Origin of the sequence: Sphingobium mellinum, assembly GCF_037860795.1 — a bacterium.
Taxonomy (GTDB): Bacteria; Pseudomonadota; Alphaproteobacteria; order Sphingomonadales; family Sphingomonadaceae; genus Sphingobium; species Sphingobium mellinum.
Genome location: NZ_JBANRK010000011.1, coordinates 70,913 through 93,078, shown reverse-complemented (window position 1 = coordinate 93,078; position 22,166 = coordinate 70,913). Strand labels below are relative to the sequence as shown.

Annotated in this window: 19 protein-coding genes; 13 read left to right on the top strand and 6 right to left on the bottom strand. The window is 63.0% G+C overall.

Going from position 1 to position 22,166, the window contains the following annotated elements; translation table 11 throughout:
* Positions 1-2: 2 nt before the first annotated feature.
* Positions 3-899 carry a DUF481 domain-containing protein gene (locus tag AAC640_RS12625; RefSeq protein ID WP_340266790.1) on the bottom strand — a complete coding sequence of 299 codons (897 nt, stop codon included), beginning with the start codon at positions 897-899 and terminating at the stop codon, positions 3-5.
* A gap of 41 nt (positions 900-940) precedes the next feature.
* Positions 941-1,426 (bottom strand): RNA pyrophosphohydrolase, encoded by a 486-nt coding sequence (locus AAC640_RS12620; protein WP_340266788.1) that lies wholly within the window; start codon positions 1,424-1,426, stop codon positions 941-943.
* Between the two features lie 185 nt (positions 1,427-1,611).
* On the opposite strand from AAC640_RS12620, the gene AAC640_RS12615 reads away from it, so the two are divergent.
* Together AAC640_RS12615 and AAC640_RS12610 are read left to right on the top strand one after the other, a co-directional pair.
* Complete coding sequence (locus AAC640_RS12615) at positions 1,612-2,988, top strand: cryptochrome/photolyase family protein (RefSeq protein WP_340266786.1); 1,377 nt, start codon at positions 1,612-1,614, stop codon at positions 2,986-2,988.
* Positions 2,989-3,024: 36 nt separating this feature from the next.
* Positions 3,025-4,290, top strand: a complete 1,266-nt coding sequence (locus tag AAC640_RS12610; RefSeq protein ID WP_340266784.1) for a class I SAM-dependent methyltransferase — start codon at positions 3,025-3,027, stop codon at positions 4,288-4,290.
* 6 nt (positions 4,291-4,296) lie between these two features.
* Here AAC640_RS12610 and AAC640_RS12605 read toward each other — a convergent pair whose 3' ends face one another.
* Together AAC640_RS12605 and purF are read right to left on the bottom strand one after the other, a co-directional pair.
* Positions 4,297-5,007, bottom strand: coding sequence for an SDR family NAD(P)-dependent oxidoreductase (locus AAC640_RS12605; RefSeq protein WP_340266782.1), 711 nt, complete (start codon positions 5,005-5,007; stop codon positions 4,297-4,299).
* A gap of 96 nt (positions 5,008-5,103) precedes the next feature.
* Positions 5,104-6,564, bottom strand: a complete 1,461-nt coding sequence (gene purF / locus AAC640_RS12600; RefSeq protein ID WP_340266780.1) for an amidophosphoribosyltransferase — start codon at positions 6,562-6,564, stop codon at positions 5,104-5,106.
* Positions 6,565-6,767: 203 nt separating this feature from the next.
* Here purF and ccmC point away from each other — a divergent pair, with 203 nt between their 5' ends.
* The 8 genes from ccmC (at position 6,768) to AAC640_RS12560 (ending at position 13,681) form a co-directional block, all read left to right on the top strand.
* Positions 6,768-7,490: a heme ABC transporter permease CcmC gene (gene ccmC, locus AAC640_RS12595; protein WP_340266778.1), complete on the top strand. Its 723-nt coding sequence runs from the start codon at positions 6,768-6,770 to the stop codon at positions 7,488-7,490.
* Positions 7,491-7,494: 4 nt separating this feature from the next.
* The gene (locus tag AAC640_RS12590; protein ID WP_340266776.1) at positions 7,495-7,626 is read left to right on the top strand and encodes a hypothetical protein; all 132 of its coding nucleotides are present in this window, start codon (positions 7,495-7,497) and stop codon (positions 7,624-7,626) included.
* Positions 7,623-8,069 carry a cytochrome c maturation protein CcmE gene (ccmE, locus tag AAC640_RS12585; RefSeq protein WP_340266774.1) on the top strand — a complete coding sequence of 149 codons (447 nt, stop codon included), beginning with the start codon at positions 7,623-7,625 and terminating at the stop codon, positions 8,067-8,069. The genes AAC640_RS12590 and ccmE overlap by 4 nt, the downstream gene beginning before the upstream one ends.
* 46 nt (positions 8,070-8,115) lie before the next feature.
* A complete protein-coding gene (locus tag AAC640_RS12580; protein WP_340266772.1) occupies positions 8,116-10,047 on the top strand; it encodes a heme lyase CcmF/NrfE family subunit in 1,932 nt (643 codons plus the stop codon).
* Positions 10,044-10,571, top strand: coding sequence for a DsbE family thiol:disulfide interchange protein (locus AAC640_RS12575; protein ID WP_340266770.1), 528 nt, complete (start codon positions 10,044-10,046; stop codon positions 10,569-10,571). Before AAC640_RS12580 ends, AAC640_RS12575 begins: the two co-directional genes overlap by 4 nt.
* Positions 10,568-10,978: a cytochrome c-type biogenesis protein gene (locus AAC640_RS12570; RefSeq protein ID WP_340266768.1), complete on the top strand. Its 411-nt coding sequence runs from the start codon at positions 10,568-10,570 to the stop codon at positions 10,976-10,978. Before AAC640_RS12575 ends, AAC640_RS12570 begins: the two co-directional genes overlap by 4 nt.
* A complete protein-coding gene (locus AAC640_RS12565) occupies positions 10,975-11,619 on the top strand; it encodes a tetratricopeptide repeat protein (protein ID WP_340266767.1) in 645 nt (214 codons plus the stop codon). The genes AAC640_RS12570 and AAC640_RS12565 overlap by 4 nt, the downstream gene beginning before the upstream one ends.
* Before the next feature lie 136 nt (positions 11,620-11,755).
* Positions 11,756-13,681, top strand: coding sequence for a potassium transporter Kup (locus tag AAC640_RS12560; RefSeq protein ID WP_340266765.1), 1,926 nt, complete (start codon positions 11,756-11,758; stop codon positions 13,679-13,681).
* A gap of 63 nt (positions 13,682-13,744) precedes the next feature.
* Here AAC640_RS12560 and AAC640_RS12555 read toward each other — a convergent pair whose 3' ends face one another.
* Entirely contained in the window at positions 13,745-14,209 is a 465-nt protein-coding gene (locus AAC640_RS12555) for an Hsp20 family protein (protein WP_340266763.1), read from the bottom strand.
* 470 nt (positions 14,210-14,679) lie between these two features.
* Here AAC640_RS12555 and AAC640_RS12550 point away from each other — a divergent pair, with 470 nt between their 5' ends.
* Entirely contained in the window at positions 14,680-15,930 is a 1,251-nt protein-coding gene (locus AAC640_RS12550) for a lipoprotein-releasing ABC transporter permease subunit (RefSeq protein WP_340266761.1), read from the top strand.
* Positions 15,923-16,612: an ABC transporter ATP-binding protein gene (locus AAC640_RS12545; RefSeq protein ID WP_340266759.1), complete on the top strand. Its 690-nt coding sequence runs from the start codon at positions 15,923-15,925 to the stop codon at positions 16,610-16,612. The genes AAC640_RS12550 and AAC640_RS12545 overlap by 8 nt, the downstream gene beginning before the upstream one ends.
* On the opposite strand, the gene AAC640_RS12540 is transcribed toward AAC640_RS12545, so the two are convergent.
* Positions 16,598-18,406: a diguanylate cyclase gene (locus tag AAC640_RS12540; RefSeq protein WP_340266757.1), complete on the bottom strand. Its 1,809-nt coding sequence runs from the start codon at positions 18,404-18,406 to the stop codon at positions 16,598-16,600. The two genes, AAC640_RS12545 and AAC640_RS12540, sit on opposite strands and share 15 nt — an antisense overlap.
* 214 nt (positions 18,407-18,620) lie before the next feature.
* On the opposite strand from AAC640_RS12540, the gene dnaE reads away from it, so the two are divergent.
* Complete coding sequence (dnaE, locus tag AAC640_RS12535; protein ID WP_340266808.1) at positions 18,621-22,157, top strand: DNA polymerase III subunit alpha; 3,537 nt, start codon at positions 18,621-18,623, stop codon at positions 22,155-22,157.
* Positions 22,158-22,166: the final 9 nt, after the last annotated feature.

Here is a 22,166-nt window from a genome sequence, read left to right as displayed (position 1 = left end):
GGTCAGAAATCGTATGTGAGTGTCAGGCGGCTCAGTGTGTCGAAGTCACGAGCGGACAGAAGTGTCTCTGATTCATACTGGATATTGTAGGAGAAAGCGGCAGCCCAGCGCGCGCCGACCTTGGTTTCAAGCGAAGTCAGGGAGTTCAGCGTGTAAACGTCGCGCTCGGCATAGCCGGAGGCCGACTGTTTGAAGGTCAGGGCCGGCGCCAGTCGCCACACCAAATCCATTGAAGCGCGGGCGCCGGCTTTCGTTTCCCGCTCCCCGGTTGCATAAACGGCGTGGCGGACAGACGGTCCGATATCGACGGACAGATCGAGTGGATTGCTGACGATCAATTTATAGCCGACCCCGGTCGAGGCCGTGTAGCGCTCCTCATAGCCGATGGAGGTATCGCGCTCGAACTGGGCGAGGCCGTAGGCAAAGCCGCGCGGATCGAATTGATAGCGGGGCTCGTAGCTTGCCGTGTAGCGCTCGCGTGACGTAACCCCGTTGGCGCGTCGATAATCGGCGCTGGCCGCCAGCTTGTGCGACCATTGAAGACCGGTGCGCTTGAGCGAGAGATTGGCGCTGATGCCGATTTCGGATGTCGAGCCCGTGGACATGAAGCCTCCCGCTTCGACCCGGCCGGCCCAGAGTTCTGAAAAGCGAGCTTCCCGCAGGATGGTTTCGTGGGTCGCCTTCGTCCGCTCCTTCCAGTTGTTGACCATGCGCTGGATTTCATCGGCCGAGGCAGGGTTTGTTTGCGTCGCGATCTTAGCCACGGTCGCGATCTCCGCCTCATTGCCATTAGCGATGGCGGCCTCCAGCATTTCACGGACCGGTGGCGAGAGCAGCACGGGACCGGCTGCCCAGGCCGGCGCGGGCATGAGCAGCAATAGGGCAAGCAGATGACGCATCATGATGTCTTGGCCGGATGAACGGCGGGGTCAACCGAAATTCAGATCAAATCCTTGAATTCATTCAGGATATCCCGGTACAGCTTTCGCTTGAAGGGGACGATCAGGTCCGGCAGGCTGTCCGGTGTCACCCATTTCCATTCGCGAAATTCGGGATGGGCGGTATTTATGTCGATGTCTTCGTCCGTGCCCAGGAAGCGGGCGAGGAACCAGACCTGCCGCTGGCCCCGGAATTTCCCGCCCCACAGCTGTCCGATCAATTCCGTGGGCAGGTCGTAGAAATGTTCATCCCGCGCCTTGGCGATGATCTCTACATGAATGGGGAGGATGCCGGTTTCCTCGCCCAGTTCGCGAAAGGCCGCCGCCTTCACATCCTCGCCATCGTCGACGCCGCCCTGCGGCATCTGCCAGGCTTCAACCTTGCTGTCGATGCGTTGTCCGACGAAGACCTTGCCATCCATATTGACGAGCATGACCCCTACGCAGGGCCGGTACCCCAGTTCCGATTCGTTCGGCATTGACGCCATGATGCTCCTGACCCTTTATGTCCCCGGCGACCGCCTGGCCCGCCGTAAATTGTGCGGTGCAAGAATAATCAGGTTAAAGATGTACGTCCATTGACGAAAATCGGTCCGCGCCCTGTAAGGACCGGTTTTCGCGGTGAACCGGTAGGATTGGAACGGCGCGGCGACCGTGGCAATGCTCATCTCCTATGGCTGATCCCGTTATCCTCCTGTTTCGTCAGGACCTTCGCCTTTCCGACCAGGCCGCTCTCGCCGCGGCGGTGCGTGAAGGGCCGGTCATTCCCGTTTATATACTGGATGACGTCACGCCTGGACGGTGGAAGATCGGCGGCGCGCAACGCTGGTGGTTGCATCACAGCCTCCAGAAACTCGACGAGGCGCTGCGCGAGAAGGGATCCCGGCTTATTTTGCGGCGTGGCGCCTGCGTTGAGGAACTGACGCGCCTTGCGAGTGAAGTCGGCACCCTTCGGGTACATGCTCTGGCCCATTACGAGCCATGGTGGCGCAAGGTCGAGGCATCGCTGACCGAGCAGTTGGACCTGCAATTGCACGACGGCAGCTTGCTACTGCCGCCGGGCGGCGTTCGCGCCGGAAGCGGCAATCTGTATCGGATCTATACCCCGTTTTCCCGCGCGGTGATGGAGCATATGCCACCGCCTGCGCCCAGGCGGGGTCCCGGCGAAATCCCGTCGCCGGACAATTGGCCGGCCAGCGAGTCCCTCGCAGACTGGGCCCTTCTGCCGACGCGACCGGACTGGGCGGCAGGATTCGGAGCGGACTGGACGGCCGGCGAGGAGGGGGCGCGCGCCAATGTGGCCGCATTCATGGAAGAACTTGCAACCTATGATGTCGCCCGGAACTTTCCGTCCCGGGAGGGCACGTCGCGCCTGTCGCCTCACCTGCACTTCGGGGAAGTTTCCCCCGCCTATGTCTGGCATCGCGTCGCCAGCGCGGCGGGAGATGCGACGACCTTCCTCAAGGAACTGATCTGGCGCGATTATGCGTATAGCCAGATCTGGTCGATGCCCGATTATGGCGCGAAAAACGCTCGCGCGGACTTCGACCGCATGCCCTGGCGCGACCTGCGGGAAGCAAGGGGCGATCTGAAGGCGTGGAAGCGAGGACGCACGGGCTATCCCATAGTTGACGCGGGGATGCGCCAGCTATGGGCGACGGGATGGATGCATAACCGGGTCCGGATGATCGCAGCGAGCTTCCTCATCAAGCATCTTCTGATTGACTGGCGTCATGGCGAACGCTGGTTCTGGGACACTTTGGTCGACGCCGACTATGCAAACAACAGCATCAACTGGCAGTGGGTCGCGGGGAGCGGGGTCGATGCCAACCTTTTTTCGCGCATCATGGCGCCGCTGACCCAGTCTCCAAAATTCGATGCGGCCGCCTATATCAGGCGGTGGGTGCCGGAACTTGTGGACCTGGACGATCGTGTCATTCACGACCCTGAAGCGTACGACGCCTTGCCGGCGGGCTATCCGCGCAAATGCATCGGCCACCGGGAAGCGCGGGACAGGGCCCTGGCAGCCTATCGATCGATCAAGGGGTGATTGCGATTTGCGCGCCCAAACGGCAGAGATGACCCGATGAATGCTATCGATCCTCGCCGTGGCAGACGTGCCGCGTTGGTCCGCCGTCCGGCAGCTTCGCAGCCGGCGGGCGCGATGTCGCGGCTCGTCAGCCCGCTCTTTCACCGCCTGCTGGACCGCATCGACTCAGGATTGGAGCAAGGGAGTCTGGAGGCCCGGCTGCCGGACGGGTCGCTTCGCATCCTGGGTGGGCGGGCGCCGGGGCCGGCCTGTCAGGTGCACCTGCGTCAATGGCGGGCATTGATCCGGCTCATCGTGGGCGGTTCTGCGGGCTGGTATCGCGCCTGGGCGGCAGGGGAATGGAGCAGCCCTGATCCCGTCCCCCTGTTCGCCCTGTTCATGGCCAATGCGGTGTCGCTGGGCAACGTGGCGCGGCCCAACGGACCGGGTAGGTGGCTGGGTAGTGCGTTCCATTGGGTCCATCGGAACAGCCGCAGCGGCGCGCGACGCAACATCGCCTATCATTATGACCTCGGGAATGACTTTTACGCGCTGTGGCTCGACAGGGGCATGCACTATTCCAGCGCGCTGTTCCGTGACCCTGACGATCCGATCGAAAGCCTGGAACGCGCACAGGAGCGCAAGGTTGATGCAATATTGGACCGGCTCGAACTGATCGAGGGTTCGGCCTTGCTGGAAATCGGTTGCGGCTGGGGTGGCCTCGCGGAGCAGGCCATGGCGCGCGCCGCGATCGGCTATGATGGACTGACATTGTCGATCGAGCAGGCAGAATATGCCCGCGATCGGTTGGGGTCGGGCGCGAACATCTTGCTGGTCGATTATCGGGACGCGCAGGGCCAATATGACGCGATCGCCAGCGTGGAGATGGTCGAAGCGGTGGGCCAGCGATATTGGCCTGCCTATCTGGACGCGATCGAGCGGCTGCTGAAGCCTGGCGGGCGAGCGGCGATCCAGTATATCCTCATAGATGACGCGATCTTCGATCGATATGCGCGTAGCGCGGATTTCATCCAGGCCTATATTTTCCCGGGCGGCATGCTGATGTCCGAAAGCCGCTTTCGCGCTCTGGCGCAGGAGCGCGGCCTTGAATGGCGCGACGTGCGCTATTTCGGGCTGCACTATGCGGAAACCCTGCGGCGATGGCGCGAGCGGTTCGATCGGATCGTCGATCAAGGCTTGCTGCCGTCGAGCTTCGACCACCATTTCGTCGCCCTGTGGCGCTATTATCTCATGTATTGCGAGGGCGGTTTTCGCGGCGGAACGATCAATGTCGCGCAGGTGACGTTGGTGAAGCCCGCCTGAATCACGTCATTCGACCCGGCAGCGATAGCCGGCGGGGCGATCGGCGCGGATGAGGTCCACGATCGCCCCCGCTACGACCTCCGGCGCCTTCAGCTTGGTCGGATCCTCACCCGGATAGGCCCGGGCGCGCATCGCCGTTCGAGTGGCGCCGGGATCAACGATATGAGTGCGGATGGCAGAGATGGCCTTCACTTCCTCGCCATAGGCACTGACCAGCGTTTCCAGCGCTGCCTTGGATGCACCATAGGCTCCCCAATAAGCGCGGGGAGCGGCGGCCACGGAGGAGGTCAGCGCGATGACCCGAGCATCGGCGCTTGCGCGGAGCATCGGGTCGAACGCCGCGATCAGCGCCTGGGGCGCGGCGATGTTGAGTGTCAGCTGCCGGGCGAACTCCTTGACATCGATCGCGGGAACGGCCGCCAGGCTGCCCAGCGTCGCGGCGTTCAGCACCAATATGTCGAGCGCCTGCCAGCGTCCGGAGATCGCGTGGGCAAGGCGGCCGATGCTTTCGCCATCGATCAGGTCCAGCGGTGCGATGGTTGCGCTGCCGCCAGCGGCGTGGATGCGCTCCTCCACCTCCTCAAGGCCGCCCGCCGTGCGCGCGGTAATGATCACATGCGCGCCAGCGGCGCCCAGGGCCTCGGCGGTGGCGGCACCGATGCCGCGACTGGCGCCGGTCACGAGAGCGAGCTTGCCCGAAAGCGGAAGGGTGGACATGGATGATCCCGTTCGCCCCTCGGTTGGCGAGGGGTCTTATTCTGGTGAAAGGAAGGGGGGCAGCCCTGTCAGCCGCCCCGTCGATTGGCAGGCTGGTCAGACCACCCGTTCGGCGAGCAGTTCGAACTGGTTCTGAACCACTGCTTCATCCTGATCGGTAAGGGTGGTGGGATAATCGCCGGTAAAGCAGGCGTCGCAATATTGCGGGCGGATATCCGCCCGCTTTGCTTCGCCCAGCGCCTTGTAAAGGCCATCGATGGAAATGAAGGACAGGCTGTCGGCGTGGATGAAATCCTTCATGCCGCCAATGTCGAGGCGGTGCGCAAGCAGTTTCGTTCGCTCTGGCGTGTCGACACCATAGAAACAGCTATGGCGGGTCGGCGGGCTGGCGATGCGCATATGCACTTCCTTGGCCCCGGCTTCGCGCATCATCTGCACGATCTTGAGACTGGTGGTGCCCCGCACGATCGAATCGTCGATCAGTACGATCCGCTTGCCGTCGATCAGCGCGCGATTGGCGTTATGCTTGAGCTTCACGCCCAGGTGGCGGACCTTGTCGCCGGGCTGGATGAAGGTGCGGCCGATATAATGCGACCGGATGATCCCGAGTTCGAACGGGATGCCGGACTGCTGGGCATAGCCGATCGCCGCCGGCACGCCGCTGTCCGGCACGGGGATGACGAAGTCCGCCTGGACCGGGTTTTCGATGGCGAGTTGCGCGCCGATCGCCTTGCGGACCGAATAGACGCTCGCGCCATCTACGACCGAATCGGGGCGGCTGAAATAGACATGTTCGAAGATGCAAGGGCGCGGATGAACATCACCGAACGGGCGATGGCTGCGAACCTCGCCGTCATGCGTGACGATCACCAGTTCGCCAGGGTCAATGGAGCGGACATGTTCGGCGCCCACCACGTCGAAGGCCACGGTTTCGGAGGCGAAGATGATCGAATCGCCCAGTTGGCCCATGACAAGCGGGCGGATCCCCAATGGATCGCGGCAGGCGATCATGCCTTCTGGCGTCATGATGATAAGCGAATAGGCGCCTTCAACCTGTTTGAGCGCATCGATGAACTTGTCCAGCAGCGTCCGGTAGGTGGAGGTCGCGACCAGGTGGATGATGACTTCCGTGTCGGACGTCGACTGGAAGATGGATCCGCGACGAATCAGTTCGCGGCGCAGCTTCATCGCGTTGGAGATATTGCCGTTATGCGCGACCGCGAATCCGCCAGAACTCAGTTCTGCGTAAAGCGGCTGAACGTTCCGCAGAGAGGTTTCGCCCGTCGTCGAATACCGGACATGGCCGCAGGCCGCGCTGCCGGGAAGGGCGCGAATCACATCGTCCCGGTCGAAATTGCCGGCGACATGACCCATTGCGCGATGGGTATGGAAATCATGCCCGTCCCAACTTGTGATGCCGGCTGCTTCCTGCCCGCGATGCTGGAGCGCATGGAGCCCGAGCGCCACCATGGCGGAAGCGGTCTCGGTGTTGAACACGCCGAAAATGCCGCATTCCTCACGCAGCTTGTCGTCGTCGAAAGGGTTGGTCGTAAACATGGGTGCGCCCGGGTCCATTGCCGATCCTGTTCCGCCGCGAAGGACGTGTTGCGCGCGCATATAGTGCGTGGATTGCCATTTGTCGCCTGTCTGTCACAAAAAAGCGCAGTGTGCGGCCCGGCAAGGGGGGCGGGACGTGGGCGCCAGGCGACGAAAAGGGCCACTGGCTTTGGCGGGATCACGCGGCTAAGGAGCCTTCCCAAATGCATCGTTTCGCCAACCCTGCCCGCTTCCTGAAGATCGCGCGTCCGATGACGGGCTGGCTGTTCTGGTCTGGCCTTGCATTGCTACTCGTGGGAGCGGGCTGCGGCCTGTTCGTTACGCCCGCCGATTATATGCAGGGCGAGACGGTTCGCATACTCTATATCCATGTCCCAGCCGCGTGGCTGGGCATGGGCGGATGGACGGGCCTTGCCGTGGCGGCGATCATGCAGCTGGCCTGGCGGCATCCCCTGGCGGCCGTGGCGGGGCGGGCCATCGCGACGCCCGGCGCGCTTTTCACGGCCATTTGCCTGGCTACCGGATCGATCTGGGGTCGACCCACCTGGGGGACCTGGTGGGAATGGGACGGGCGGATGACCTCGATGCTGGTCCTGCTGTTCCTCTATCTTGGCTATATCGCGCTAGCCAATGCAAGCGCGCGTCAAGAGCAGGGCGGGGTAAGTTCAGTCACGGCGATCTTCGCCCTCGTCGGCGCGGTGAACATACCGATCATTAACCGGTCGGTGGTGTGGTGGAACAGTCTGCACCAGGGTCCCAGCATCACCATGCGCGGGTCCAGCATTGACATGGCGCTCCTGTGGCCGCTGGGCTTCACGCTGACCGGTTTCACCCTGTTGTTTGCCGCCCTCGTATTGATGCGGATGCGCACCATCCTCGCGAGAACAAAGGTGGAGGCGCGGATGCAGCGCCTCGCACGGGGATAGAGCGATGCAGCAATGGCCTTTCGTCATAGGCGCCTATGCGTTGACCTTCGCGGGCACCTTCCTGCTGTCTGTCCAATGCTGGCGCGCCATGCGCAGCGCGGAAGCGGACGCGCAACGATTGTCGGAGCGGTCATGAAAGCAAAGCACCAACGCCTGGTACTTGCGCTTGTGGCGCTGGTCGCTCTGGTAGGCGCTGGTCTTCTGGCCGCATCGGCCCTGCGCGACGAGGCGGCCTATTTCTATGCGCCTGCGGACGTGAAGGAAAAGGGCGTCGATCCGGGCAAGGCCATAAGGCTGGGCGGCATGGTGGTGAAAGGCAGTCTCAAACGTGCGGCTGACGGCGTCACGATTCGCTTTGATGTAACGGATGGCAAGGCAACGGTGCCCGCGCTGTTCAAGGGGATTGCCCCGGACCTGTTCCGTGAGGGATCAGGCGTTGTTGCCGAAGGCGCGTTCGATGCGGGCGGGACCTTCATCGCCACCAACCTGCTGGCGAAACATGACGAACGCTACATGCCCCGTGAACTCAGGGGCATGAACTACGACGAAAAGACGCATAAGATGAAGGTCGATCGGTGAGCCCAATCCTTACGACGCGATCGGCTCCACATTCGGACACCGGCCGATGATAGCGGAAGCGGGCCTCTCCGCGCTTTGGCTGGCGGCTGCACTGGCCCTGCTGCAACTGGCGCTCGTCGCGGCCGGCCTTGCAGGGAAGAAGGAGGAGCTGCTTGGCGCCGTAAGGCCCGTGGCGGTGGCGCAAGGCTTTTTGACTGGGCTCGCCTTCCTGCTGCTTATCTTCCTGTTCCTGCGATCTGACATGTCCGTGCTGCTGGTCGCCACCAACAGTCATTCGATGAAGCCCTGGCTCTACAAATTCGCCGGCACCTGGGGCAACCATGAAGGGTCGATGCTGCTGTGGGTGACGGTGATGGGTGTCGCGGGGAGCGCGGTCGCGTTGTTCGAACGCGCATTGCGGCGAGACACGCATATGGCAACGCTGGGGGGGCAAGCAGCGATCAGCCTGGGCTTCTATGCCTTTCTGCTGTTCGCTTCCAACCCTTTCGCCCGCCTCGATCCTCCGGCGGCGGACGGGCAGGGGCTCAATCCCCTGCTTCAGGATCCTGGCCTGGCCTTCCATCCGCCTACACTTTATCTGGGCTATGTCGGCCTGTCGGTCGCCTTTTCCTTCGCCGTGGGCGCGCTGCTGACGCGCCAGGTCGACGCGGCCTTCGCGCGGGCCATGCGGCCATGGGTGCTGGGTGCCTGGATCCTTCTCACGCTCGGGATCACGGCGGGCAGCTACTGGGCCTATTATGAGCTGGGCTGGGGTGGTTGGTGGTTCTGGGACCCGGTCGAAAACGCTTCGCTTATGCCCTGGCTGGCCGCGACGGCCTTGCTGCACAGCGTGACCGTGCTCGCCACCCGGGACGCGCTGCGCGCCTGGACGGTAATGCTGGCCGTCATCGCCTTTTCCATGTCGATGGTCGGCACCTTCCTTGTCCGGTCCGGAATCCTGACCAGCGTCCACGCCTTTGCGGTCGATCCTGAGCGGGGGACGTTCATTCTGGTCCTCCTTGGCATTTATATCGGTGGCGCGCTCGCGCTATTTGGCTGGCGTGTCGGGGCGGTCCGTGAAGGCGAACCTTTCGAACTGGTCAGCCGCGAGACGATGCTGGTCGTCAACAATCTGCTGCTGTCGGTGATCCTGGGCCTGGTCCTGATCGGCACACTCTATCCGTTGATGACGGAAGCGTTCGGCCACAAGGTGTCGGTAGGCGCTCCCTATTTCGACCGGATCGCCGGACCTATTGCACTGCTATTGATGATGGTCATGGTTGCAGGGCCGCTCACGCGATGGCGCCGTGACCGGATGCGGGAGGTTTCGCGAAGAATGCTGGTGCCGACCGTGATCGCGCTTCTGGCGATCGCGGCGCTTGCCTCGCTCGCCTGGGGTCGGATCGGTGTGCTGCCTTTCCTGGGGCTCGTGCTAGCCTTCGCGGCCGCAGCGGGCAGCGTGGCGCCATTGTGGAAGCGCAGTCTCCGCCGGACCCCGCTGTTTACCTGGGGCATGGTGATCGCCCATCTGGGCTGCGCGGTCAGTCTGGCGGGGATGGCGTGCGATTCCGCCTTCACGGTAGAAAAATTGGCGGCGGTCCGCCCCGGCGACGTTGTGGAGACGGCAGGCTGGAAACTGCGCTTTGCGCAGATTTCGCCGCTTGCAGGCGATAACTGGACAGCGCTTCAGGCCGACATGGAAGCCAGCCGGAATGGCGGAGAGCCGGTCATGTTGCATCCGCAATCCCGATTCTTTGCCGCGCCGCCGACCACGACGACGGAGGCGGCGCTTCTGACGCGCTGGAACGGGCAATTATATGTTGTCCTTGGGCAGGAAGCCGATGAGGGACGCTGGCAGTTGCGCGTGTGGTGGAAGCCATTCGTCACGCTGATATGGTTCGGCGGCGCACTGATCGCCCTGGGTGGTGCTCTTGCGCTGCTTGGTCGGGAACGGCGGGGCTGGCTTATGAAATGGCGGGCCAGGGCCGCGATTGCATGAAGAGGTTGCTCATCTGGCTGCCGCTGGCGCTTTTCCTGGCTTTCCTCGCCTTGTTCGCGAGTGGCCTGCTGAAGCCCGACGACCGGATCATCACGTCCAAACTGGTCGGAAAGCCGGTTCCTGCCTTCACTTTGCCGGCGGCCGCAAGTGACCGGCCCGCGCTTTCCAGCGCGCAGCTGGCGACAGGGCGACCGCGCCTGCTCAATATCTTCGCGAGCTGGTGCCTGCCCTGCGCGGCGGAAGCTCCGCAATTGACGGCGCTCCGCAACGCGGGGGTCGAGATCGACGGGATCGCGATCCGCGACGCCCGGCCGGACGTCGACGCGTTCCTGAAGCGGCATGGCAATCCCTACGCCCGCATCGGGCTGGATGCGCGCAGCAGCGTGCAGATCGCGATCGGCTCGTCAGGCGTGCCGGAAAGCTTCATCATCGATAGCCGAGGCAGGATCGCCTATCAGCATGTCGGTGACATCCGGACCGATGACATCCCCATGATCCTCGATCGCCTGAAAGACGCACAATGAGGACCCTCATCGTCCTTTTTTCATTACTTCTGAGCGCGCCGCTGCTCGCGCAGTCCGCGCTGCCGCCCGCGCCTTACGCCGATAGGCAGATCAGCGATCCCGCGCTGGAGCACAAGGCGAAGGCGCTAATGGAAACAATCCGCTGCCTCACTTGCCAGAGCCAGTCGATCGCCGACAGCAATGCCAGCCTCGCCGGCGACATGCGCTCGCAGATCAGGGAACGGATCATGGCCGGTGAACAGCCGGAGCATATCCGCGCCTGGCTGGTTGAGCGCTACGGTGACTGGGTGAGCTATGAACCAACCGGGGACCCCATCGTCTGGCCGCTGTGGGCCGCACCGATATTCCTGGTCGCGCTGGGCCTGTTCGTCCTGCGTGGCCGGATAAGAAAGAGGGGCAAGCCGTGATGGGCTGGGTCATCGCATTCGGCCTGGCCGTGCCGCTGATGTTGGCGCTTGTTTTTGTCGGGCGTATTCCCAGAGCCGCGTGGGAAATCACAGGGGCTGCATTCCTGCTGGGGCTGGCCGGATATGCCTGGCAAGGCCATCCCGGCCTAGCCGGCGCGCCGCGCCGCGCCGATCGAGCGGGCGGCGCCGGCTTTGATGAAGCGCTGGCGGAGCAGCGGCGGGGGATGGCCGAGCGCTATGGCAAGGCGGGGCAGTGGCTGATGCTGTCGGACGGACTTGGGCGCCAGGGCAAGACGAAGGAAGCGGCCAATGTGCTGCTGTCTGGCCTGCGCGAGGAACCCAACGATCCCAATCTATGGCTGGGCCTGGGCAACGCGCTGGTCGCGCATGCAGGAGGCGTGGTCCCGCCGGCCGCCGATTTCGCCTATCGTCGGGCCATGGCGATTGATCCCGATGCGCCGGCGCCGCGCTATTTCTATGGACTGTCGCTCGCACGCGCGGGACAGTTACAGGCAGCCCGCGATCTGTGGGCTCCGCTGGCCGCAAGCGCGCCTTCGGGATCGAAGGTGAAGGCGGAACTGGAACTCAATATCGCGCGTATCGATGCGATGCTGTCCTCCGCGAACCAGCCAGGCCTATGATGCTGGCTCGCGGCGTCGTTGCGCTGGCCTGGCAGCCATGATAGGGCGCGGCGTCTTTTCGGGCAGGCCGGGGAATAAAACTTGGTATCGCCCTGACGCGAGTGTCGCACGATCATGACCATTCGGCGTTTAATCCATGGCTGACTCTACGGTGAGCGACATCGTGCACAAGGCTGACGAGGCAGAAGGTCATGGCCACGCTGGGCAGAAGGCGACCGTCAAGCTGGTCGTCGGCGCGATTGGCATCGTCTTTGGCGACATCGGCACCAGCCCGCTCTACGCATTCCGTGAAACATTCGCCGGGCATCATCACCTGGCGCTGGACCCGGACCATATATTGGGCGTGATCAGCCTGATGTTCTGGTCGATGATGCTGGTTGTGACGCTCAAATATGTCACCATCATCATGCGTGCCGACAATAAGGGCGAAGGCGGCAGCCTGGCGCTGCTGGCGCTGATCAACGGACAGACCCGCACGCAGCGGTGGTCGCGCGGCATCATATTGCTGGGCGTGTTCGCGACCTCCCTCTTTTACGGCGACTCCATGATCACGCCCGCCGTTTCGGTGTTGTCAGCGGTCGAAGGCCTTGCGGTCTATAATTCCGCCCTGGCCCCGGCGATCCTTCCCGCCGCGGTCATCATTCTGGTCGGCCTGTTCTGGATACAGGGACTTGGTACCAACCGCGTCGCGTCCCTCTTCGGGCCGATCATGCTGATCTATTTCGCGACCATCGCCGGGCTGGGCATACTCAGCATCATAAAGACGCCCGGTATTCTCTTTGCGCTCAATCCCTATTGGGCGGTCATGTTTTTCCTGACAGACCCTCTGCCAGCCTTCCTCGCGCTTGGCGCGGTCGTGCTGGCGGTGACCGGCGCCGAGGCGCTGTATGCGGACATGGGGCATTTCGGCCGGAACCCGATCCGGGTGTCCTGGCTCATCTTCGTGCTGCCGGCGCTGATGCTGAACTATATGGGACAGGGCGCCTTGCTGTTCCGGGAAGGCACGGCGGCGCTGCACAGCCCCTTCTACCATCTGGCGCCACAATGGGCTCAATTGCCGCTGATCGGCCTTGCCACGCTGGCCGCGATCATCGCCAGCCAAGCCGTCATTTCAGGCGCATTTTCGGTGACCCAGCAGGCGATCCAGCTGGGTTTCATGCCGCGCCTGCGGATCGCCCATACCAGTGCCTCGACCGCCGGACAGATCTATATCCCCCTCATCAACTGGGGGCTGATGATCATGGTGATCCTGCTGGTGCTGGTATTCCAGACTTCGTCGAACCTGACGGCCGCCTACGGAATCGCGGTGACGGGCGCGATGTTCATCGACAACCTGCTTCTTACGGTGCTGCTGTATCGTCTCTGGAAATGGCGCTGGTATTATTCCGCGCCGCTGCTCGCCGTCTTCTTCCTGGTCGATGGCGCCTATCTGGCGGCGAATTTCACAAAAGTGCCCGATGGCGGATGGTTCCCGCTGCTGATCGGCTTTGTCGTCTTCACGTTGCTCACGACCTGGTCACGGGGCCGGCGTCTGGTGCAGGATCGACTGCGCGAGGCGGCCATGCCGATTCCGGTGTTCGTCGCTTCTGCCGCAAACAGCGCTGTACGGGTGCCCGGCACCGCAGTGTTCATGACGTCTACCCCGGATGGCGTTCCTCATGCGCTGTTGCACAATCTGAAGCACAACAAGGTATTGCATGAACGAGTCATTCTATTGACGGTGAAAATTAAGGACGTGCCCGTGGTCGATGATGACGGCCGGTGCAAGCTGGAGGATCTGGGCCTGGGCTTCTTCCGGCTGGTGCTGCAATATGGCTTCATGCAGGAGCCTGACGTGCCCGCCGCCCTTAAGAACATCACCGACTGCGGCCAGGCCTTCCGCATGATGGACACGAGCTTTTTCCTCGCCCGTCAGACCCTGCTGCCCTCGGCGAAGCCAGGCATGCCGCTGTGGCGGGAGAAAATCTTCGCCTGGATGCTGCGCAATGCGGAAAGCGCGATGGAATTTTTCCGCCTGCCGACGAACCGCGTTGTCGAGCTGGGCAGTCAGGTCGAGATCTAGTCAGCGAAAAGGGCGCGGCCATCACGACCGCGCCCCATGTCAGGACATCAACGAGAAGCCGGATCAGGCGGCATCGCGATCCTTGCCGATGTCGACGAGCTGACCACCGTTGATGGCGATCTTCTTGGGCTTCATCGCTTCGGGAACCTCGCGGACCAGTTCGATCGTCAGCAGGCCGTCCGCAAGATCGGCCTTTTCGACGCGCACGAAGTCCGCCAGTTCGAACCGCCGTTCAAAGCTGCGGTTGGCAATGCCCACATGCAGGAACTTCGAACGGTCCGCAGCCGCCGAGTCATCCTTGCGACCGATCACCTGGAGCAGGTTCTGCTGCGCGGTGATGTCGATCTCGTCCGAGCGGAAGCCCGCCACGGCCAAGGTTACCCGATAGCGGTCCTCGGACAGGCGTTCGATGTTGAAGGGTGGGTAATTGTCGCCCTGTTGCAGCCGGTTGTTATTTTCGATCAGGTCGAACAGACGATCGAAACCAACCGTCGAGCGGCGATAGGGGGTAAGGTCAAAGCCACGCATTGTCATAATCTCCATCAGAGCAGAATGAACATGTCGAACCCGAAACCGGCGTCCGACGATACAACGCCCAGTCCCATCAGGCGGCTGAGCGGCTTTGATATGGTTCGGTGAAGTCCGGTTTCAAGTGGCCAGAGTTGTCGTGCCACGAAGGAAAAGTGCCCGGACCGTGACGTCACGATCCGGGCACTAATGGACGATTGCTCGTCTCCCCCTTGGTCTGCCTCAACCGCTTCTTAGCCCCCTAAGCTCAAAGCGGGATGCAGTATCCCTGAACCACGGCCATTAACCTGTGCTTCAGTCGCTTTGCTATGGTGCCGACAGCCCGCTGTCACGGGCTATTTCCGGTGGTGTTGATTTTCCCTTCGCCCCTGTGGCTGGGCTGCAACAATAGGCGGCCCTTGCCGTTGTCTCACAGCCTGCTAGACCGGCAGGCCATATCTGTCCTTCCGTGAAAGGCCGTTCGCGCCGTCATGATCCTCAACCGCTATGAACGCATGATTGCGAAGCGCTATCTGCTGCCTGGCAAAGGCGAGGGCTTCATCTTCCTTGTCGCCGGCATCAGCCTGGCGGCGGTCATGCTGGGTGTCGCCGCGCTCATCATCGTCATGAGCGTCATGAACGGCTTCCGGGCGGAGCTGTTCGAAAAGATCGTCGGGCTGAACGGTCATGCCGTGGTGCAGGGCTATGGCGGCCGCCTGCCCGACTGGAAAGCGGTGCTGAAGGAGGCGAAGGCGACGCCGGGCGTGACCAGCGCGACCCCCCTGATTGAACAGCCGCTGCTGGGAAGCTTTCAGGGGCGCGTGGAAGCCGTGCTGGTGCGCGGCATGGCGGTGAAGGATATTCGCAACAATGCGACGCTGAAGGCCAAGGTCGTCGCGGGCAGTCTCAATGACCTCAGCCCCAATTCCGGAAAGGTCGCGATCGGATCGCGTCTGGCGGAAAATCTGGGCATTCAGCTGGGTGACACGATCACGATCATCAACCCCGCCGGTCGATCGACGCCCTTTGGCACCGTCCCTCGCCAGGTGGCTTACCAGGTCGCCGCGATCTTCGAGGTGGGAGTGTATGACTATGACAAGGCGTTCGTGGTCATGCCGATGGAGGACGCGCAGACGCTGTTGCTGCTGAGCGACGTGGTCGGAATGATCGAGGTGCAGACCGTCGATGCCGACCGGGTAGGGGCCATTCTCCAGCCGCTCGCCGCCAAGGTGGCCGGGCGCGCCGTGGTGACGGACTGGCGGCAGATGAACGCATCCCTGTTCGAGGCGCTGGCGGTGGAGCGCGTTGCCATGTTCGTGGTCCTGTCGATCATCGTGCTCGTTGCCGTGTTCAACATCCTTTCCTCGCTCATCATGCTGGTTCGCGCGAAGACCCGCGATATTGCCATTCTGCGGACCATGGGCGCCAGTCGCGGCGGCCTGGTCAAGATTTTCATGACCGTCGGCGTCACCATCGGGTCGCTGGGGATGGCGGCGGGCATGGTGCTGGGTTTCACCTTCCTCTTTTTCCGCCAGAGCGTAGTGAACGCCATCCAGTTTCTCACCGGGCAGAATTTGTGGGACCCCTCGATCCGCTTCCTGACCGAGCTTCCGGCGAAACCGGACCCCGTCGAGATCACGATCATCTGCCTGATGGCGTTGATATTCAGCTTTCTGGCGACGCTCTACCCGGCGTTCAAGGCTGCCAATACCGATCCTGTCCAGGTGCTGCGCTATGAATGAAATATTGAAGGTCACCGGCCTCACGCGCAGCTTCACCCAAGGCGGCGTCACCATCGACGTGCTGCGCGGCGTCGACCTGGTGGTCGGGCGGGGGGAAATCGTCGCGTTGCTGGGCCCATCGGGGTCGGGCAAGTCGACGCTGCTACAGGCAGTCGGCCTGCTGGAGGGGGGATTCGACGGATCGATCATGATCGACGGCGAGGAAGCGGCGCGGCTCGACAATGATGGACGCACCCGCCTGCGTCGCGATGCTCTGGGCTTCGTCTATCAGTTTCACCACCTGTTGCCGGATTTCAATGCGGCTGAAAATGTCATCCTGCCGCAGGTCATTCGCGACCGGGACATGACGTCGGCAAGGGCACGGGCGGAATCGCTGCTGGGGTCGCTTGGCCTGGGTCATCGCATGGACCATAGGCCGAGCCAGCTGTCGGGCGGCGAGCAGCAGCGGGTCGCCGTTGCGCGTGCCCTCGCGAACCGGCCCGCGCTGGTCCTGGCCGACGAGCCGACCGGCAATCTGGATGAGCGGACCGCCGATGTCGTGCTTGCCGAATTTCTTCGCCTGGTGCGCGAGGAAGGATCGGCCGCGCTGATCGCCACCCACAATGAACGGCTGGCGCTCAAGATGGACCGCGTGGTCAGGCTTCACGAAGGGTTGCTGGAGGAATCGTCAGGCCACGGCTGACGTGCCCTGGCGAGCCGTCGCGACGACGATCTGGTCACGCCCCTGAGCCTTGGCGCGTAACAAGGCCGCATCCGCGGTCTGCACCAGCACCTTGGCCTCGCCATGGTCCGGGAAGGCCGCAAGCCCGAAAGACGCGGTGACGGGTCCCAATTCGCGGTGATGATGTTCGACGCGCAATTGCCGGATGCGCTCCTGTATCTGCACCGCCCGCGCCAGGGCCTGATCCAGCGTGAAGCCGGGCATCAACAGCACGAATTCCTCGCCGCCCAGACGAAAGGCGCAGCCGTCCTCCCGCAATGAATCGTTGAGGACTGAACCCACAGCTCTCAGCACGGCGTCCCCGGCGTCATGCCCATGGGCATCGTTGAAGCGCTTGAAATGATCGATGTCGATCATGAGGCAGGCCAGCGGAGATCGGGCGCGTTCGCACGAGGCGATCTCCTCCTCTATGGCGGCGTCGAAGCGGCGCCGATTGGCCAGCCCGGTCAGCGCATCAGCCATCGCCATTTCACGCAGCGCATCGCGCAGGCGAAGATTGGCGAGGGCCAGGCCGATATTTTCAGCCAGCATTTCGAGATATATCTCGATGCGGACGATAGCTTCGGCCGGCATGCTCTGCGGTTCTTCAAAATATAGCAGCCCGATACTTTCCCCTTGCGCCGTAAGCGGAACGCAAATGGTCGGAAGCAGCGTCTTGCCGGCCAGATGCTCGCACGGGATATCGACCATCGCGCCTGCCGGGCGATGAGTCTGGCCGCGCCGCAAGGCCCAGCACGAGGAAGGGGGGAATTCCGAAACCGACCCGGAGGGCGACAACCACTCGCACGCCTGGCGCATGCCGTTGCGGCGGGCGTCCAGAATATAAAGCCTGCCCGGAAAATTCGGCGCGATTTCCGGGGCGAACCGCCTGACGACCTCAACGAGGTCGGTGATGCTGTCGCATCCCTGCAGCCGCTGCGTCATGCGGGAGAGCAGGTCCCGCATCAGGCGATCGGCGTCCCGCTCCTGCTCCAGCCGCTGGCGCTCCAGTCCGTTTTCGCGAAAGATCCGGATCGCTTGCGCCATGTCTCCGATTTCATCGACATGCTGAAAGTCGGGCGGAACCGCTGCGAAATCCTGCGCCGCCAATCGCGTGACGACATCGCTCAGGCGGACGACCGGGCGCAAAATTCTCTGTTTTAGGATGAAATAGAGGACGCACAGGAACAACAGAGCGGTCATGCCCAGCATGATTTCCGACATGCTGCGCCATTCGCGTGCCCGCGTCGTCGCCCGCGCGACCGTCGCTTCCGCCCGCTGGTCCAACATATATTGGAACTTGCCGACCTGCGCGGCGATCCGGTCCAGTTCGCGGCCATATTCGTCGCCGAACAGAATCGCCCTCGCGGCCCCGCTATCCCCCTTCTGCGTCGCGCGTATCGCGGCTTCGTGATCGTCGGTAAGCGCGTCCGCCCATATCAAGGCCTGCCGGAGCGCGTCCAGCTCAGCCTGATTTGCGCCCACGTCCCTAAGATGGGCGATGCGTTCTTCCACCGTCCGCAACGAGGCCTTCTCGCGGCGATAAGCGACAACATGGGTCGGATCGCCGGAGATCGCGAAAGCGCGGGCCTCTTCCGTCTGGCGATAGGCATCCTGCTCTACCGCCTCTGTTGCCTGGTCAAAGACCGCACGTTGCTCGACCGCCTGCCGCTCGGCCTGTTCCGCGCTGGATGCCATGAGCATGGTCGTGCCGGACGCCATGGTGAGGAGCAGGGTTCCGCCATAGGCCCAATTGGTGATGGTCGACAAACGCATGCGGTCATCCATGCCCGGAAGTGGTTGGAGATTGATTAACCTGTCGGGGCCGGCAGGGAAACGGCCAAGCCGCACCATGGCGTCAGCGATGTCTCTGTCAGCCGACTCTTTGCTGCCCCTGATCCTGATCGGGAGGTGATGGGGCGCACGCTTATGCACAGTTTTTTCGCGGATGGGCTGGCGCCGAATCGGCGCCGGTGCCTATCACGGTGTCATGCCCCACGCCGGTTTCGTTCCCCTTCGCATCTTTTCCTGTTTCACCATGCTGGAAGGTGCGATCGAGCCGAAGAAGATCGCCAAGCAGGCGCGGACGCTCGGTTTTCCTGCCGCCGCGATAACGGATCGTAACGGGCTTTACGGATCGATGGCCTTTTCCGATGCTTGCAAGGGCGACGGCGTACAGCCGATCATCGGCGCGATGGTGGGCGTGTTGCGGCCGGGCCGGCCGGCCAATGCGGCGCCGGTCCATGACTGGGTCGCGCTCTACGCCCAGGATGAGCGCGGATACGACAATCTGTGCGCGTTGGTGTCCATGGCGCATCTGGAACGGCCGGTCGAAGAAGTGCCCCATGTCAGCATGGCAGCGCTGGAAGGGCGCACCGACGGACTGATCGCGCTGACGGCCGGGGCGGAGGGGGCGCTTGCCCGGCTGTTCGCGGAAGATCAGCCGGACGCCGCGCTGGCCTATGCCCGGCAGCTGGAACGGCTGTTTCCCGGGCGGCTCTATGTCGAGATATGCCGCAGGTTCGACCCGGTTGAGGAAAAGGCCGAGCCCCTGCTGATCGACCTTGCCTATGGCCGCGATCTGCCGCTGGTCGCGACCAACCCCACCTGCTTTACCGAACCGCATTTCCATGAGGCCCACGACGTAATGCTGTGCATTGCGGACAGCGCCTATGTTGAGACGCCCGATCGCAGGAAAAGCTCGCCCCACGCGTGGATGAAGCCTGCCGGCGAGATGCAGCGGCTGTTCGACGACCTGCCCGAAGCGCTCACCAACACGCTGGTGGTGGCGCAGCGCTGCGCGGTGGCTGCGCCCAAGCGCAAGCCGATCCTTCCCAGCCTTGCCGGCGACCACGAGGGCGAGGAGCGCATGCTGCGCGATCAGGCGACCGCTGGCCTTGAAGCGCGGCTGGAAAAGCTGGGAATTACGGACGAGGACGCCCGCAGGCCCTATTTCGAACGGCTGAAGTTCGAGGCCGACATTATCGTCCAGATGGGCTTTCCCGGCTACTTCCTGATCGTGGCCGATTTCATCCAGTGGGCCAAGGCGCAGGATATTCCCGTCGGCCCGGGCCGCGGTTCGGGTGCGGGGTCGCTGGTCGCCTGGGCGCTGACGATCACCGATCTCGACCCGTTGCAGCTGGGTCTGCTGTTCGAACGCTTCCTCAATCCCGAGCGCGTGTCGATGCCGGACTTCGACATCGACTTCTGCGAAACCCGGCGGGGCGAGGTGATCCGCTATGTGCAGCAGAAATATGGCGCGGATCATGTGGCGCAGATCATCACCTTCGGTAAGCTGAAGGCGCGCGCGGTGCTGAAGGATACCGGCCGCGTTTTGCAGATGAGCTATGGCCAGGTCGACAGGCTCGCCAAGCAGGTGCCCAACCATCCGACCGACCCCTGGACTTTGGAGCGATCGCTGAACGGCGTCGCTGAGTTCAGGGCGGAATATGACAATGACGCGCAGGTAAAGCGCCTCATTGATTATGCGATGAAGCTGGAAGGCCTCCCGCGCCACAGTTCCACCCATGCGGCCGGCGTGGTGATCGCAGACAGGCCCCTGTCGCAGTTGGTGCCGCTCTATCGCGACCCGCGGTCGGACATGCCCGTCACACAGTTCGACATGAAATATGTCGAGGGCGCGGGGCTGGTGAAATTCGACTTTCTGGGCCTCAAGACGCTCTCGGTCCTGCGGAAGGCGGTGCAGCTGCTCGCCGCGCGCGGCGTTGAGGTCGATCTCGATGGCCTCGGTTGGGACGATGTGGGCGTCTATGAGTTGTTGCAGAGGGGCGATACCGTCGGCGTGTTCCAGCTGGAATCGGAAGGCATGCGCAAGACGCTGGCGGCCGTGCGTCCGACCAACTTCGGCGACATTATCGCGCTCGTGTCGCTCTATCGCCCTGGCCCCATGGACAATATCCCGATGTTCGGGCGTCGCAAGAACGGGCAGGAAGAGATTGAATATCCACATATTCTCCTGAAGCCGATACTCGAAGAGACCTATGGCATCTTCGTCTATCAGGAACAGGTGATGCAGGCCGCGCAGATATTGGCCGGCTACTCGCTGGGCGACGCTGACCTTCTGCGCCGTGCCATGGGCAAGAAGATCAAGGCGGAAATGGACGCGCAGCGGGCGCGTTTTGTCGAAGGCTGCGCGAACAGCGACATCCCGGCCGCCAAGGCCAATGAGTTGTTCGACTTGATCGACAAGTTCGCCGGCTATGGCTTCAACAAGTCGCACGCCGCCGCCTACGCCCTGCTCGCCTATCAGACGGCGTGGCTGAAGGCGCATTATCCAGCCGAATTTTACGCCGCGTCGATGGCCTATGACATCCATCTGACGGACAAGCTGACCGTGTTTGTCGACGACATGCGCCGCATGGGATTGAGCTGCCTGCCGCCCGACATCAATCGCAGCCTCGCGGACTTTTCCGTCGAACAGCTGGGGCAGGAGGGAAATGATCCGCGCCTGGGCTTTGCGGTGCGCTATGCCTTGGGAGGGCTCAAGGGCGTGGGTGAAAAGGCGATGGAACAACTGGTCGCCGAACGGGACGCGGGCGGCCTGTTCACGTCGCTCGATGATTTCGCCGACCGGATCGAGCCGCGTCTGCTCAATCGCCGCCAGCTGGAAAGCCTGGCTGCCGCGGGAGCCTTTGACGGACTGCATCCCGATCGCGCTGGCGTCCATGCCGCCGCCGACACGATATTGAGTGTGGCCGCCAGTGCCGCGGAGGCCCGGGAAAGCGGACAGGGCGGATTGTTCGGCGATGTCGAAACGCCTCATGCGGACGTGCGCATACCTCCGCACCAGACATGGTCGACGGCCGATCGCATGGCGCAGGAAAAGGACGCCTTCGGATTCTACTTCTCCGCCCATCCCGTCGATCGCTACCGTCACCTGGCCGAAGCGCGCGGCGCGAAGAGCTATGGCGCCATCTGTGCCGAACCCGTCGCCGAAGGGGGGCGAGCCATCGGGGTCATGGCGGCGATGGTCGAAGAGGTCCGTTGGCGGGAAACGCGGCGCGGCGCCCGCTACGCCTCCGCCACTTTTTCCGACAATAGCGGGCAGTTCCAGGCAAGCTGCTTCGACGAGGATGCGTGCAAAGCCATTGAGGAAATGGCGCGGCAAGGCGATTGCGCGCTGTTGATGGTCGAGCTGGACCGCATGCCGGGAGAGGAAACGCCGCGCGTGACGGTAAGGGGCGTCGAGCCATTTCATCAGCTCGCCAGTGCGTCCCGCATGGAACTGGTTATCGATGCCAGCGATCCCATAGCCGTCGAGGCGCTGGCACAGCTACTGTTGCGCAACCGGGGCGGACGGAGCGAGGTGTTCCTGCGCGCGCCTGTAGCAGGTGCCAGGGCGGCGCGGCTTTTCCTTGGCGATGATTATCTGATCGGTGCGGACCAGGTCGACGCCATCGCAATGATCCCGGGGCTTTCCATCCACGCGTTCGAACGGATGGAGCCCAAGGCAGACGGCTATCGCACCCGCAATCGACGCGCGGGAATGCGTCTGGTGGCCGGCTGACGAGCGTAG

What these genes read in the sequence shown, in the direction of transcription:
- AAC640_RS12625 (WP_340266790.1), bottom strand. Translation starts at nt 899, where the DNA reads ATGCGTCATCTGCTTGCCCTATTGCTGCTCATGCCCGCGCCGGCCTGG.
- AAC640_RS12620 (WP_340266788.1), bottom strand. Translation starts at nt 1,426, where the DNA reads ATGGCGTCAATGCCGAACGAATCGGAACTGGGGTACCGGCCCTGCGTA.
- AAC640_RS12615 (WP_340266786.1), top strand. Translation starts at nt 1,612, where the DNA reads ATGGCTGATCCCGTTATCCTCCTGTTTCGTCAGGACCTTCGCCTTTCC.
- AAC640_RS12610 (WP_340266784.1), top strand. Translation starts at nt 3,025, where the DNA reads ATGAATGCTATCGATCCTCGCCGTGGCAGACGTGCCGCGTTGGTCCGC.
- AAC640_RS12605 (WP_340266782.1), bottom strand. Translation starts at nt 5,007, where the DNA reads ATGTCCACCCTTCCGCTTTCGGGCAAGCTCGCTCTCGTGACCGGCGCC.
- purF (WP_340266780.1), bottom strand. Translation starts at nt 6,564, where the DNA reads ATGTTTACGACCAACCCTTTCGACGACGACAAGCTGCGTGAGGAATGC.
- ccmC (WP_340266778.1), top strand. Translation starts at nt 6,768, where the DNA reads ATGCATCGTTTCGCCAACCCTGCCCGCTTCCTGAAGATCGCGCGTCCG.
- AAC640_RS12590 (WP_340266776.1), top strand. Translation starts at nt 7,495, where the DNA reads ATGCAGCAATGGCCTTTCGTCATAGGCGCCTATGCGTTGACCTTCGCG.
- ccmE (WP_340266774.1), top strand. Translation starts at nt 7,623, where the DNA reads ATGAAAGCAAAGCACCAACGCCTGGTACTTGCGCTTGTGGCGCTGGTC.
- AAC640_RS12580 (WP_340266772.1), top strand. Translation starts at nt 8,116, where the DNA reads ATGATAGCGGAAGCGGGCCTCTCCGCGCTTTGGCTGGCGGCTGCACTG.
- AAC640_RS12575 (WP_340266770.1), top strand. Translation starts at nt 10,044, where the DNA reads ATGAAGAGGTTGCTCATCTGGCTGCCGCTGGCGCTTTTCCTGGCTTTC.
- AAC640_RS12570 (WP_340266768.1), top strand. Translation starts at nt 10,568, where the DNA reads ATGAGGACCCTCATCGTCCTTTTTTCATTACTTCTGAGCGCGCCGCTG.
- AAC640_RS12560 (WP_340266765.1), top strand. Translation starts at nt 11,756, where the DNA reads ATGGCTGACTCTACGGTGAGCGACATCGTGCACAAGGCTGACGAGGCA.
- AAC640_RS12555 (WP_340266763.1), bottom strand. Translation starts at nt 14,209, where the DNA reads ATGCGTGGCTTTGACCTTACCCCCTATCGCCGCTCGACGGTTGGTTTC.
- AAC640_RS12550 (WP_340266761.1), top strand. Translation starts at nt 14,680, where the DNA reads ATGATCCTCAACCGCTATGAACGCATGATTGCGAAGCGCTATCTGCTG.
- AAC640_RS12545 (WP_340266759.1), top strand. Translation starts at nt 15,923, where the DNA reads ATGAATGAAATATTGAAGGTCACCGGCCTCACGCGCAGCTTCACCCAA.
- AAC640_RS12540 (WP_340266757.1), bottom strand. Translation starts at nt 18,406, where the DNA reads ATGCGTTTGTCGACCATCACCAATTGGGCCTATGGCGGAACCCTGCTC.
- dnaE (WP_340266808.1), top strand. Translation starts at nt 18,621, where the DNA reads ATGCCCCACGCCGGTTTCGTTCCCCTTCGCATCTTTTCCTGTTTCACC.